Origin of the sequence: Streptococcus sp. HMSC072D07 (genome assembly GCF_001814835.1) — a bacterium.
In the GTDB taxonomy this organism is placed as follows: domain Bacteria; phylum Bacillota; class Bacilli; order Lactobacillales; family Streptococcaceae; genus Streptococcus.
Genome location: NZ_KV818078.1, coordinates 147,157 through 159,551, shown reverse-complemented (window position 1 = coordinate 159,551; position 12,395 = coordinate 147,157). Strand labels below are relative to the sequence as shown.

General features: G+C 41.0%; 14 protein-coding genes and 1 pseudogene. 2 read left to right on the top strand and 13 right to left on the bottom strand.

Features of this window, described 5'->3' with window-relative positions:
* Positions 1 to 3: 3 nt before the first annotated feature.
* The 9 genes from wecB to HMPREF2991_RS08565 all read right to left on the bottom strand — a co-directional run bounded on the left by wecB (position 4) and on the right by HMPREF2991_RS08565 (position 8,076).
* Positions 4 to 1,152, bottom strand: coding sequence for a non-hydrolyzing UDP-N-acetylglucosamine 2-epimerase (gene wecB, locus HMPREF2991_RS08605; protein ID WP_070568532.1), 1,149 nt, complete (start codon positions 1,150 to 1,152; stop codon positions 4 to 6).
* Between the two features lie 436 nt (positions 1,153 to 1,588).
* The gene (locus HMPREF2991_RS08600) at positions 1,589 to 2,098 is read right to left on the bottom strand and encodes a GNAT family N-acetyltransferase (protein WP_070568524.1); all 510 of its coding nucleotides are present in this window, start codon (positions 2,096 to 2,098) and stop codon (positions 1,589 to 1,591) included.
* 308 nt (positions 2,099 to 2,406) lie between these two features.
* Positions 2,407 to 2,646 carry a 30S ribosomal protein S18 gene (rpsR, locus tag HMPREF2991_RS08595; RefSeq protein ID WP_000068664.1) on the bottom strand — a complete coding sequence of 80 codons (240 nt, stop codon included), beginning with the start codon at positions 2,644 to 2,646 and terminating at the stop codon, positions 2,407 to 2,409.
* A gap of 31 nt (positions 2,647 to 2,677) precedes the next feature.
* Positions 2,678 to 3,148: a single-stranded DNA-binding protein SsbA gene (gene ssbA / locus HMPREF2991_RS08590; RefSeq protein ID WP_000609595.1), complete on the bottom strand. Its 471-nt coding sequence runs from the start codon at positions 3,146 to 3,148 to the stop codon at positions 2,678 to 2,680.
* A gap of 11 nt (positions 3,149 to 3,159) precedes the next feature.
* Complete coding sequence (rpsF, locus tag HMPREF2991_RS08585) at positions 3,160 to 3,450, bottom strand: 30S ribosomal protein S6 (RefSeq protein WP_001151782.1); 291 nt, start codon at positions 3,448 to 3,450, stop codon at positions 3,160 to 3,162.
* Between the two features lie 134 nt (positions 3,451 to 3,584).
* Positions 3,585 to 4,790: an MFS transporter gene (locus tag HMPREF2991_RS08580; protein ID WP_070683872.1), complete on the bottom strand. Its 1,206-nt coding sequence runs from the start codon at positions 4,788 to 4,790 to the stop codon at positions 3,585 to 3,587.
* Positions 4,791 to 4,915: 125 nt separating this feature from the next.
* Positions 4,916 to 6,259 carry an asparagine--tRNA ligase gene (gene asnS, locus HMPREF2991_RS08575; protein WP_000167166.1) on the bottom strand — a complete coding sequence of 448 codons (1,344 nt, stop codon included), beginning with the start codon at positions 6,257 to 6,259 and terminating at the stop codon, positions 4,916 to 4,918.
* Between the two features lie 152 nt (positions 6,260 to 6,411).
* Entirely contained in the window at positions 6,412 to 7,590 is a 1,179-nt protein-coding gene (locus tag HMPREF2991_RS08570; protein ID WP_070683869.1) for a pyridoxal phosphate-dependent aminotransferase, read from the bottom strand.
* Between the two features lie 9 nt (positions 7,591 to 7,599).
* The gene (locus HMPREF2991_RS08565; RefSeq protein ID WP_070683867.1) at positions 7,600 to 8,076 is read right to left on the bottom strand and encodes a cell wall elongation regulator TseB-like domain-containing protein; all 477 of its coding nucleotides are present in this window, start codon (positions 8,074 to 8,076) and stop codon (positions 7,600 to 7,602) included.
* 118 nt (positions 8,077 to 8,194) lie between these two features.
* Here HMPREF2991_RS08565 and HMPREF2991_RS08560 point away from each other — a divergent pair, with 118 nt between their 5' ends.
* Together HMPREF2991_RS08560 and HMPREF2991_RS08555 are read left to right on the top strand one after the other, a co-directional pair.
* A complete protein-coding gene (locus tag HMPREF2991_RS08560; protein WP_070683865.1) occupies positions 8,195 to 8,641 on the top strand; it encodes a MarR family winged helix-turn-helix transcriptional regulator in 447 nt (148 codons plus the stop codon).
* Positions 8,642 to 8,732: 91 nt separating this feature from the next.
* Positions 8,733 to 9,281: an NAD(P)H-dependent oxidoreductase gene (locus tag HMPREF2991_RS08555; protein WP_070683863.1), complete on the top strand. Its 549-nt coding sequence runs from the start codon at positions 8,733 to 8,735 to the stop codon at positions 9,279 to 9,281.
* Positions 9,282 to 9,312: 31 nt separating this feature from the next.
* Here the strand turns inward: HMPREF2991_RS08555 and yaaA are convergent, their stop codons facing one another.
* The 4 genes and pseudogenes from yaaA to HMPREF2991_RS08540 all read right to left on the bottom strand — a co-directional run bounded on the left by yaaA (position 9,313) and on the right by HMPREF2991_RS08540 (position 12,356).
* The gene (yaaA, locus tag HMPREF2991_RS08550; RefSeq protein ID WP_070683861.1) at positions 9,313 to 10,041 is read right to left on the bottom strand and encodes a peroxide stress protein YaaA; all 729 of its coding nucleotides are present in this window, start codon (positions 10,039 to 10,041) and stop codon (positions 9,313 to 9,315) included.
* A 79-nt stretch (positions 10,042 to 10,120) separates the two neighbouring features.
* Positions 10,121 to 10,242 (bottom strand): annotated as a pseudogene (locus tag HMPREF2991_RS10975) (DUF3953 domain-containing protein).
* Between the two features lie 96 nt (positions 10,243 to 10,338).
* Positions 10,339 to 11,934, bottom strand: coding sequence for a hypothetical protein (locus HMPREF2991_RS08545; protein ID WP_070683859.1), 1,596 nt, complete (start codon positions 11,932 to 11,934; stop codon positions 10,339 to 10,341).
* A gap of 11 nt (positions 11,935 to 11,945) precedes the next feature.
* A complete protein-coding gene (locus HMPREF2991_RS08540; protein WP_049489492.1) occupies positions 11,946 to 12,356 on the bottom strand; it encodes a peptide deformylase in 411 nt (136 codons plus the stop codon).
* Between the last annotated feature and the right edge of the window lie 39 nt (positions 12,357 to 12,395).

Below are 12,395 nucleotides of genomic sequence, written 5' to 3'. Positions count from 1 at the left end.
ATCTTATTTCCCCCCTTTGAATTCAGACACAGAAGTCGCTGCCCCAAAGTACTGTTGAATGGATTGTACGATTCGTTCAGAGGCTCTTCCATCTCCATAAGGATTTGGTGCCTGAGACATTTGTCTATAAAGAGTTTCATCTGTTAAGAGTGCTACCATCGCTTCTTTCACACGTACTGGATCCGTACCAACTAGCTTCAACGTACCTGCTCTTACTCCTTCTGGACGTTCCGTAGTGTCACGAAGAACAAGGACAGGTTTGCCGAGAGAAGGCGCCTCTTCTTGAACACCTCCAGAGTCAGTCATGATAAAATAGCTTCTTGAAGCCAAATTATGAAAATCAAGTACATCTAAAGGCTCGATCAAGTGAATACGATCGTGACCAGATAAGATATCGTTTGCTGCTTCTTGCACAGCAGGGCTAAGGTGAACAGGATAAACAACTTCAATTTCCTGATGAAGATCGACCATCTCACGTAAAGCTGCAAAGACATTTCTCATTGGTTGACCTTGATTCTCACGACGGTGCATGGTTACCAATACAAGTTTCTTATCTGGATCCAATTGATCTAGAACTTCATGATAGTAATCCGATTGAACGGTTAGTTTCAATGCATCAATGGCTGTATTTCCCGTAATGACAATAGCAGACTCAGGGTGATTTTCCTTGAGGAGATTTTCTTTACTCTCACTAGTTGGAGCAAAATAAAGATCCGCTAAGTTATCAGTCATCTGACGATTCATCTCTTCTGGGAAAGGAGAATACTTATCAAAGGTCCTTAGGCCAGCTTCAACATGGCCGATACGCACCTGATTATAGAAAGCAACTAAACTTGCTGCAAAAGTTGTTGTTGTATCTCCATGAACAAGAATTATATCTGGAAGTTCTTGCTTAACAACTGGATCAAACTTTTCTAAAATTTTTCCAGTAATATCTAAGAGGGATTGATTTTTTCCCATAATATCCAGATCATAATGTGGCTCGATGCTAAAAGTTTCAAGAACTTGATCTAGCATTTGGCGATGCTGAGCTGTCACAACTGTGATCGTCTCAATGCTGTCACTATGTTTTTGCAATTCTAACACTAAAGGGGCCATTTTAATAGCTTCTGGTCGTGTTCCAAAAACAACCATCACTTTCAGTTTCTTCATTATGCTATCCTTCTACTATAATAAAATTTGACACATCAGATTAATCTTTATATCGAATTATTGCGCAAATCAATTAATTTGATTATCTTAATTATTTTACCGTCAATTAATTTATATGTCAAATTTTTTCCAAATTATATTATTGCATTTAATTTAATTTTAACAATTTGTAACCTTTTTGTAACAATATTATTTACAACCTTTAAAAAGCCTTATTTTAGGAAATTTTAAGACTTTTCAAAAGAATCCGTATTTAAAAAAACTAAACCTTATATGTTTTTTTTGATATTTATTTTTATCTTGATAATTCAAACAATTATATTTTACCACTTTGAGGAATAAATCAAACAATTTCAAACAAAAAATCCCTTTTTCGAATGAAAAAGGGACTGTGATTGTTTACTATATTTAAAATTTAAACCTTATAAAATTTGTCTTAAAACAAATTTTTTGACAGATATAAAACAAGGTCACCGATATCTTCACAAACTGCATTCATGGCCGGTTGATGGTTCTGATACCAAACACCCGTCCCATCTGGAATATAGCCTCGTTTGATGTACAATCTCTGGGCAGGTCCATACCCTGAATGGAGCCCAACACCAAGGGTCACCTTATCCGATATGAGCCTAACTCGTTTTTCTGCTTCTTCCAGCAAGAGATTTCCAATACCTTGATTTTGAAAGGGCTCGAAGACATTGAAGTCTGAAAGTTCTGGAGCCATTCCAGCAAAGGGACCCTGCTTAGCATCGGGTAAAATCGTAATGTAACCCGCTACAGCACCCTCAACCTCTGCAACTAAGACTTCTCTCTCCTCACTTTCTTGCTCCTTAAAGTATTGAGTTAAAATCTCCTCTCTACTTGGCCAACCTTGGCTGATAAATCCTCGAGATAGTTCTTGTATGTCAGATTCTTGCATTTTTCTAATTGAACATGTCGTCTTCATAAGCTGCTCCTTTATAGCTTTCTCCTACCATTATAGCACGATAATAAAGATTAAAAGAAAAAACCTAGTAAGACAAAAGAATCTTACTAGGTCAACAGGGAATCCTTTCTAACAAAATCCTATAAAATCTGAAAAAGAGGTCCACTAGACCTCAATTCGCTCTCTCATTTCCATGCTCGTAAAAAAAGACCCACCCGGGTCTTAATTCGCTTTCTTATTTTCAAGCTCATGAAAAAGAGGTCCACTGGACCTCAACTCGCTCTCTCATTTCCATGCTCGTGAAAAAAAGACCCGTAAGGGTCTTTTCTTTAATCTTCGTTTACGAAAGGCATCAAAGCCATTACGCGTGCGCGTTTGATAGCTGTTGTTACTTTACGTTGGTTTTTAGCTGAAGTTCCTGTTACACGACGAGGAAGGATTTTCCCACGTTCTGAAACGAAACGGCTAAGAAGCTCAGTATCTTTGTAATCAACATATTCAATTTTGTTTGCTGCGATGTAATCAACTTTTTTACGGCGTTTGAATCCGCCACGACGTTGTTGAGCCATGTTTTTTCTCCTTTATAGTATTAATTGTCCATTAAAATGGTAAATCATCATCTGAAATGTCCAATGGATTGGTTGCTCCAAATGGATTTTCAGAACGTGAAAAGTCTGGTACTGGGTTTGCAGGTGCTGATTGACCAGCAGTTGGTGCAGAATAAGCTCCACCTGAATGTCCTTCACGCACTCCGCGGCTTTCCAACATTTGGAAATTCTCAGCCACGACTTCTGTTACGTAGACACGTTGTCCTTGCTGGTTATCGTAACTACGAGTCTGGATACGGCCTGTGATCCCGATAAGAGAGCCTTTTTTAGCCCAGTTGGCAAGATTTTCAGCCTGTTGGCGCCACATAACGACATTGATGAAATCAGCCTCACGTTCGCCATTTTGACTCTTAAATGTACGGTTTACTGCAAGAGTAAAAGTCGCAACTGCTACATTTGATGGGGTATAACGCAACTCAGCGTCACGTGTCATACGCCCTACAAGTACAACATTGTTAATCATAATTTACCTTCTTACGCGTCAAGTTTGACGATCATGTGACGAAGAATGTCAGCGTTGATTTTTGAAAGACGGTCAAACTCTTTAAGAGCTGCGTCGTCGTTTGCTTCAACGTTAACGATGTGGTAAAGTCCTTCACGGAAATCTTGGATTTCGTATGCAAGACGACGTTTTTCCCATGATTTTGATTCAACAACAGTTGCACCGTTGTCAGTCAAGATAGAGTCAAAACGTGCTACCAAAGCGTTTTTCGCTTCTTCTTCAATGTTTGGACGAATGATATAAAGAATTTCGTATTTAGCCATTGATATTTCCTCCTTTTGGTCTAATGACCCCTAGTCTTTGCAAGGGGTAAGTGAGGTTTGCTCACAATAAACTATTATACTAGAAAAACTGATAGATAGCAAGTAAAAAAGATAAAAGTGAAAAAATAACTTTATTACTTAGAAATAACATCCTCTTCCAGTTTCAAAGCTCCAGCCATCTCTTTCAAAATGAAAAATAGCAAAAAGCTGGCTAGTACTAAAATGAGCCCTAAGTAAAGGAAGGCTACTACAAATCCTAGATAATCAATCAACCATCCCGTCAGAGGAAAAATGATAATCATGCTTAGGCTGAACATCATAGAGTAGACACTTAGCATGGTTGCCCGTACCTCACTTGGGAGTCGCTTTTGTAAATCATTATCAAAAATCGGCTGAAAGAGAGCATATAAGGCGTTACTGATCAAATAAACCAAAATATAAATCAGCGGCGTACCAAAGTAGGAAAGCAAATAAGTTCCTCCCGTCAAGAGTACAAGAATGGGAAAGAGTTTTAAGGCTGAATACTTCTTTCCAATCTTACTTGCTAGATAAACTGCCCAGATATTCAAAACACTGCCCATCAACATGACCATCGAAATCTGCCACCCTTCTAAGTCAGGAAGTTGATTTTGATAGTAAAAATAAAACATGCACATCAGTGTCCCGATGATTTGGGAAAGAATCATCCAACTAAAAAGACTGGGGTTTCTCCGCAACTCCTCTTTGACAGTCCAGATTATTTTTTTCATCGTCAAACGCTCAGATTTTTGCGCTTTAACACTAGGCTCTTTTAGCATCCAAGTTAGGAAAAGAACGATTATAGAAGTAACAATCATGATATAGTAGGTCAAGTGCAATTGACCATGGACAAAAAATCCCGCTAAAACGGTCCCCAAAGACCGAGTCCCTTCTGCGACTCCTGACATAAAACTGGAGATAGACAAGTAGCGCTCTTTTAATCCAGCCTCCACAGCCGAATCATAAACCATGGCTGCACTCGTCCCCGAATCAAAATTATAAGACAAGGCACTCACCACCATAGCGAGTGCGTAAATCCAAAAATTACCTTGCCCTGCTAACATGAGAATAGACGAGGCAATCCCAGCTATTCGACTTAAATATAGATTGGTTTTATAGGAATAGCGGTCAGCTAACATTCCTGAGGGAATTTCACAGATGACACTGGTGGCATGAAAAATACTTTCCAATAAGCCAATCTGCCAAAGCGACATCCCGTTTTGACTGAGAAATAGAATCCAAAAGCTGGTAATGCCCAGAAAGGCAAAAAATTCCACACCAGCCATGAGACCGATATTCTTCCGGTAATTTCGTTTAAACATAGTTTCTCCTTTAACAAGTGTATTTGTATCTTTGTGTTTGTCACTTGTTAAGCTGTGCTTTACATGTTCTCCACCTCTTCTTTCTTCTACTTTGAAAAAACGCCCTAAGGGCGTTTGGATTCATTTTATGGTTTGATACGATGCAACATACGTGGGAATGGAATGGCTTCACGGATGTGTTTGGTTCCAGCTGCGAAGGTTATCATACGCTCGATACCGATACCAAATCCTCCGTGTGGAACTGTACCGTATTTACGAAGGTCAAGATAGAATTCATACTCTGTACGATCCATACCAAGTTCATCCATCTTAGCTACAAGGGCATCGTAGTCTTCCTCACGCATAGAACCACCGATGATTTCTCCGTAACCTTCTGGTGCGAGCAAGTCTGCACAAAGCACGCGCTCTGGATTTCCAGGAACTGGTTTCATGTAGAAGGCCTTGATAGCTGCTGGGTAGTTCATAACAAATGTCGGCACACCAAAGTGGTTTGAAATCCACGTTTCGTGTGGTGAACCAAAGTCATCGCCATGTTCCAAATGCTCGTAGTCAGCATCTTCATCGTTTTCATGCTCTTGCAAGAGGTCAATGGCTTGATCGTAAGTGATGCGTTTGAATGGCTCTGCAATGTAGCGTTTCAAGAGCTCTGTATCACGTTCCAAGGTTTCCAAGGCTTGAGGTGCACGGTCAAGGACACCTTGAAGAAGGGCTTTTACGTAAGCTTCTTGCAAATCAAGTGACTCATCGTGTGTCAAGTAAGAATACTCTGCGTCCATCATCCAGAACTCAGTCAAGTGACGGCGCGTTTTTGATTTCTCCGCACGGAATACTGGACCAAAGTCAAAGACACGGCCAAGAGCCATAGCTCCTGCTTCTAGGTAAAGTTGACCTGATTGGCTCAAGTAGGCTGGCGTTCCAAAGTAGTCAGTTTCAAAGAGTTCAGTTGAATCTTCTGCCGCATTTCCTGAAAGAATTGGGCTATCAAACTTCATGAAGCCGTTCTTGTCAAAGAACTCATAAGTTGCATAAATGATAGCGTTACGGATTTGCATCACAGCCACTTGCTTGCGAGAACGGAGCCACAAGTGACGGTTGTCCATCAAGAAGTCTGTTCCGTGTTCTTTTGGTGTGATAGGGTAGTCTTGAGATTCACCGATCACTTCGATGTCTGTAATATCCAACTCATAGCCAAACTTAGAACGTTCGTCTTCTTTGACAATTCCTGTCACATAAACAGAAGTTTCTTGACTCAAGTGTTTGATCGTTTCAAATTTTTCAAGACCTACCTCTTCACCAAATTTTTCTACAAAGTTTGGTTTAAAGGCTACACCTTGGAAGAAGGCTGTTCCATCACGCAATTGCAAGAAGGCAATTTTCCCTTTTCCTGATTTATTGGCAACCCAGGCTCCGATGGTCACTTCTTGACCAACGTAGTCTTTTACATCGATAATTGTTACACGTTTTGTCATAATCTATCTTCCTTTTTTCGTTTAACTTGTCCGAAGACATCATTACCCACTATTTTACCATAAATAGAATGTGATAGCTAGGTTCTACTAGAGAAAAATCGCGAGATTTTCGTTACAAAAAATCTTCGCCAAAAAGGCGAAGATTCTAAGTTTTATTTTTCCATAAATTGATGCAAACGACGAATCGCTTCTTTCAAGGTGTCCAAGTCAGTTGCATAACTGAGACGAACATTTTCTGGCGCCCCAAATCCTGCTCCTGTAATCAAGGCAAGACCGACTTCTTCAAGGATAGCTGTTGTAAACTCCGTAACATCGGTATAGCCCTTCATCTCCATCGCTTTCTTAACATTTGGGAAAAGATAAAAGGCTCCTTGGGGCTTGACAACTTCAAATCCTGGTACTTGGCACAAGAGAGGATAAATGGTATTCAAGCGCTCTTCAAAGGCTTGGCGCATGGTTTCAACAGAGTCTTGCGGTCCAGTCAGCGCCTCAATCGTTGCATATTGAGATACTGCTGTCAGATTTGAAGTCGTTTGTCCTGTTAATTTGCTCATAGCAGCGATAATTTCAGGATTTCCCACAGCATAACCTACCCGCCAACCAGTCATGGCATAGGCCTTAGATACACCGTTAATCACAATGGTTTGCTTGCGAATGGCTTCTGACAAACTAGAAATTGGAACAAATTCGTTCCCGTTATAAACCAAACGACCATAAATATCATCTGCTAGGATAAGGACATCATGTTCAACAGCCCAATTTCCGATAGCCATGAGTTCCTCACGAGAGTAAATCATACCAGTCGGATTCGATGGCGAATTGAGAACCAAGACCTTGGTCTTATCTGTTCGGGCCGCTTCTAGCTGCTCGACTGTCACCTTAAAGTGATTGTCTTCCTTAGCTTGGACAAAGACCGGCACCCCTTCTGCCATCTTGACTTGGTCTCCATAACTGACCCAGTATGGTGTAGGGATGATGACCTCATCACCTGGATTGACCACGGCCATAAAAAAGGTATAGAGAGAGAACTTGGCACCAGTCGCAAAAGTCACCTCGTTGGCTGCTACGGAATAGCCATAGTAGCGTTCAAAATAGGTATTAACCGCAGCCTTTAAGTCTGGCAGGCCTGAAGCAACTGTATAAAAGGAAGCTCGTCCATCTCGAATCGCTTCTACCGCTGCCTCCTGAATGTTTTCAGGAGTATGAAAATCAGGCTGTCCCAAGGTTAAGAAAAGAACATCCTTTCCCTGAGCTTTTAATGCTTTGGCTCTTGCATCACTAGCTAGAGTGACGCTTTCTTCCATTTCTAGTACACGTTTGGATAGTTTCATATGCCCTCCTTATTGGATCACTGCTCCTGTTTCAAAGTCAACCAGATAGTACTGGTTTCCTGACTTGACTTCCCAAATCGGCTTGTCCTGATAGCGACCAAAAGTGACTTTGTCAATGTCGCTAGCTCCTTTTTCCTTCGAAATCGTCGCTGCCTTGTCTTGAGAAATCCCCTTATCTAGCTGATAAACATAAATCTTGTGGTCATTCTTTTCAATCAGTACGGCAATGGCCTCTTGCTTTTTATTATGCCCCAAAACGCTGTAATAACCTTCTAGTCCATTATAAAAATCAACCTGATCTGCCTGTTCCAATTCTGCATACTGCTTGGCCAGTTTTTCTCCCTCAACCCTAGCATCTTGATAGGGTTTCATGCTGAGTGATATCAGATAAAGGAAGGAAGTGGTCATGACTAGTACTACCAGAGCAATGCCGATTCCATACTGTAAAAGTAGCTTGTTTTTTGCTTTTTTCTGTCTTAGTTTCACTCGTCTATTTTACCATCTCTCCTTCTTTATTACAAGTGAAGACGGGAACATTCTAAGAATCTTTTCCTATAAAATGTAAGTTCTTGTTTTTCTCTCTCATTATTGATAAAATACCCTTATGAAACAATATTTGAAAAAGAAAATTTCCCAAAATCAATTAGACTTGAAGACAGCTATTGTTCTCAATAAAGCGATGCGAAGTTTCAAACCTTATGAAACCAAGGCTGCCAAAGAACACGGACTAACCCCTACTCAATTTTCCGTTCTGGAAACTCTCTATAGCAAGGGAGAACTGCGTATTCAGGATTTGATTGAAAAAATGTTGGCCACTTCTGGAAATATGACTGTTGTTATTCGAAACATGGTTCGAGATGGTTGGATTTCTAGAACTTGTGACCCAAAAGATCGTCGCTCCTTTTTCCTGAAATTAACACCTGCAGGACGTAGAAAAATCGAAGAGGTTCTTCCTGACCATATCGATTCTATCGTAGAAGTACTCAGCATCTTGGAAGATGGCGAAAAGGAAGACTTAATCCAGATTTTAAAAAAATTTAAAAATTTGTGAGCAAAATTATTGCTAATTAGTATTTTTTGTTGTAACATAGATGGTAACAAAAGGGTTCGCTCTTTGAATTATAAACTAAAGGAGACACACCATGTCTAAAAAAGTACTATTTATCGTCGGATCACTACGCCAAGGTTCTTTCAACCACCAAATGGCCCTCGAAGCTGAAAAAGCACTTGCTGGCAAAGTGGAAGTTAGCTATCTTGATTACTCAGCTGTTCCCCTCTTCAGCCAAGATCTTGAAGTTCCAACTCATCCAGCTGTAGCTGCCGCTCGCGAAGCTGTTCTTGCTGCCGATGCCATCTGGATCTTCTCCCCAGTCTACAACTTCTCTATCCCTGGAACAGTGAAGAACTTGCTTGACTGGCTCTCTCGTGCCATTGACTTGTCTGATACACGTGGTGCTTCTGCCCTCCAAGACAAGTTTGTTACTGTCTCATCTGTAGCCAATGCCGGTCACGAACAACTCTTTGCTATTTACAAAGACCTCTTGCCATTCATCCGTACACAAGTCGTTGGTGACTTTACTGCCGCGCGTGTCAATGACTCTGCTTGGGCAGATGGAAAATTGGTCTTAGAAGAATCAACTGCTTCATCCCTTTCCAAACAAGCGGTCAACCTTCTTGCAGCCATCAACTAATCAAGCAAAAACCAGCTCATTCGAGCTGGTTTTATGCTTGTTTCACAAAGACGAGTTCTAAATCACTGGATAAATCAGGTTGGTAGTCAAAACCGGCAAAGCTGAGCTTACGAGCTTGCTCAATTGTTTGAACTTGCCCTTCTATCAAGGCTGTCAAAAAGGCCCCACGCGCTTTCTTTGAAATAGTTGAGTGGATTTTCAGCTGGCCTGCCTTGTTCTCCATAAATTTGAAGGTCACCATCTTTTCTCTGATTTCCTTCGAAAATACTGTTTCAAACTCTGATGACAAAAGAGAAAATATCAAGTCCTCATCCTGTAGCGCCTCATCGTAGGCTGACTTCCAATGAGTCTTTAGGGTTTTACCAGCTACTTTTAATTTCATCAAAAAGTCCAAACGGTGAGGAGCCATGGGAGATAGGGCTGGAACTACGCCATACAAAGCTGATGTAATTAAAACATGATCTTCAAGATAGGTTTGTTCAGCCTCGGTTAACCCATCTCGTTTGATGTAGCGATACATGAGACCATCAAAGAGTTTCAAAGCTGGATAGTTTTTGGCTCTTTGTTCTTTTAAGGATTGGATGCGTTCATATTCCTCTTGCGCTTTTTCGGCAGAGATTTTGTAAAACTTCTCTAGTTCTTGAGTAGAGTATGTCGCTAGTTCATCAAGGACTGCCTGACTTTCAGGACGCAATGGATACGCATCTAAACTAGGGATTTCGGTGTTCATTTCTTTTGCTGTTGGGATTAAAATTTTCATATTGTTAGTGTAGCATATTTTTCAATCACGACCAAGAATTTCATCTGAAAAACCTCGGTTTATACCGAGGTTTCTTTGTTTATTTTGGCCATCCTAACCAGATAGCCACGAGAACAAGGGCTGTGCCAGCTAAGCTTGTTAAGATAGATAAGAATTTATCTTTTTTCTCCTTGAACTGAAAAAACCTATTTTTATACTCAATGAAAATCAAAGAGCAAACTTGGAAGCTAGCCGCAGGCTGTACTTGAGTACGGCAAGGCGACGCTGACGTAGTTTGAATTTGATTTTCGAAGAGTATTATTGTACTTTAAAGGTTTTGAGATAGTTATCTTTTCCAACTTGACCTTCAAAGGATTGCCCATTTTCAAGGTAAGGAAGGTCGTCTGACACGGAAGCCTTGACTTTATAAATCTTGCCATCAACTTTGAAGAAGTAGACGGTGTCACCCTTGATAACAGCTGATTTAAGGTCTGAAACCACTCCCTTGATGTTTTCTACCGTTTCATTATCCAGCTCGAGGTCGTTTTTATTGGCATATTTGCTGAGGAGTTCATCTACTGTAGCTGCTACGATGACGTTTTGGTACTCTACTGCATCAACCAAAGCATACTCCTTGACCAAACCTGCATTGTCCTTCAATCCCATGATGTAGAGCGGTTTGTCATTGAGATTGACAAGGATAGGGAAGGTCGCCTTATAGGCTTTTTCCTGCACTGCTCCTTCTGCGGAAGCACGGGCTGATTCTTCGGTTGCTGAAGCTAGATTGTACTTGGTGATTTCACCAGTGCGCATATTTTCAAGGATAAATCCTAGATTACTTTCGTCAGCGTTGGCTGAAGTCACCCCAGTGTAGAGATAAATGTCATTTCCGATAGAAAGATAGTTATAGCCCTCGGTCGTTTGGGTAACGTTTTTCTTAGAAATCAAGGCATTCCAGAAGCCGTCTTTATACTTGCCGTTATAGTTGATTTGCTGGATGGTTTCTTCTGCTGGATAGACACGATCCACCCATTCTGGTACTTCATCCAAGCTGTATTCCTTGGTTTCTCCATTGGTGGCGTCTAAGATAATAACAGACGAAGGGCGAGGAACTCCTAGACCAAACTGCTTTTGATAAACGGTTGCTACATAGAAGGGATTGCCTTCATCATCCACCTCAAAGGATGGCGTTTTAAAAATCTTGGTCGGATACTTAATCCGAAGATGACGTTTGACATCGCGGTTAAAATACTCGGAGTCTGAATACTTCATGGGCGTTTTTAAATCCACCAATTCCGCATTTCCTGTCACCATATCAACCTTGATATACTCGCCAATTCCCTTGGACCGATTATTAAACCATTTGATCGGGTCGGCATACTCCAAAGGAGTCACCCGATAAGGTTTGCCATCAACCGTCAGCTGGGTATAAGTATCTGCTGCCACGTACTGGGAGACCTTATCCGTCAGAGAGCCTAGATAACGGTCTCCAATCTTTTCTGCAGTGCTCCGATCTAGGATTGGAACCTTACTGGTATCACTCTTAGGAAAATCTTTAAAGTCTTTTTCTGTGATGGACACCACATTAGCATAATTTTTTGCTTGGAAAAAGCTAGAGGTTACTAGGCTTACCAGACCAGCAAGGGCAAAAATGAGTCCTGCAGCCAGCAACAATCCTCCACCTAATTTATTAAAATGAAATCCTTCTAGATTGAGATCTTTGGCAACCTTGCCATGACGTACATGAACAGTTTTGAGGAGATTGGTATCCTTGCGGAAACTAAACAAAATCCCCATCACCACCAGATGCCCACAGAGAAAGAAGATGAATTCCCAACTAGTCAGATTGAAGGGTGGTAAAAATATATACCAAGTCGTTGCGATAAAAACAAGTTCAAAAAGTATGCGTTTCATCTGCGTTCCTCCTAAATAATCCGTCCTTCCAAATGATCCAGTTCATGTTGGCAGATCTGAGCCGGAAAACCTGTTAACATAATGGTCTGTTCCTGCCACTTACTATCACGATAGGAAACCGTAATCGTTTCATAACGAGTTGTTGGTCGCACCCCAGTCAAAGACAAACAACCTTCCTCTGTCTCGTAAGGTCCTTTATAGGAAAGGAGAACGGGATTAAACATGACTATGGGAACCAAGCCAAGATTAAAGATAATGACACGCTTCTGCACACCAATCATATTGGCTGCCAGACCGACACAGGTCTCGCGATTAGCCAGCAGGGTATCCTTCAAATCCTTAGCCAGATAAAGGTCTTCCTGACTTGCAGCTTTCGAGACCTGCGACAAGAATAAGACATCTCGGACAATTTTCTTTTCCATTCTCTTTCACTCCTTGCTATTTTACTTTATTATAGCACA

Coding starts and splice junctions, on each gene's coding strand:
- rpsR (WP_000068664.1), bottom strand. CDS start 2,646: ATGGCTCAACAACGTCGTGGCGGATTCAAACGCCGTAAAAAAGTTGAT.
- HMPREF2991_RS08545 (WP_070683859.1), bottom strand. CDS start 11,934: ATGAAACGCATACTTTTTGAACTTGTTTTTATCGCAACGACTTGGTAT.
- HMPREF2991_RS08555 (WP_070683863.1), top strand. CDS start 8,733: ATGTCTAAAAAAGTACTATTTATCGTCGGATCACTACGCCAAGGTTCT.
- HMPREF2991_RS08570 (WP_070683869.1), bottom strand. CDS start 7,590: ATGAAACTATCCAAACGTGTACTAGAAATGGAAGAAAGCGTCACTCTA.
- wecB (WP_070568532.1), bottom strand. CDS start 1,152: ATGAAGAAACTGAAAGTGATGGTTGTTTTTGGAACACGACCAGAAGCT.
- ssbA (WP_000609595.1), bottom strand. CDS start 3,148: ATGATTAACAATGTTGTACTTGTAGGGCGTATGACACGTGACGCTGAG.
- HMPREF2991_RS08540 (WP_049489492.1), bottom strand. CDS start 12,356: ATGGAAAAGAAAATTGTCCGAGATGTCTTATTCTTGTCGCAGGTCTCG.
- asnS (WP_000167166.1), bottom strand. CDS start 6,259: ATGACAAAACGTGTAACAATTATCGATGTAAAAGACTACGTTGGTCAA.
- HMPREF2991_RS08580 (WP_070683872.1), bottom strand. CDS start 4,790: ATGTTTAAACGAAATTACCGGAAGAATATCGGTCTCATGGCTGGTGTG.
- HMPREF2991_RS08600 (WP_070568524.1), bottom strand. CDS start 2,098: ATGAAGACGACATGTTCAATTAGAAAAATGCAAGAATCTGACATACAA.
- yaaA (WP_070683861.1), bottom strand. CDS start 10,041: ATGAAAATTTTAATCCCAACAGCAAAAGAAATGAACACCGAAATCCCT.
- HMPREF2991_RS08560 (WP_070683865.1), top strand. CDS start 8,195: ATGAAACAATATTTGAAAAAGAAAATTTCCCAAAATCAATTAGACTTG.
- rpsF (WP_001151782.1), bottom strand. CDS start 3,450: ATGGCTAAATACGAAATTCTTTATATCATTCGTCCAAACATTGAAGAA.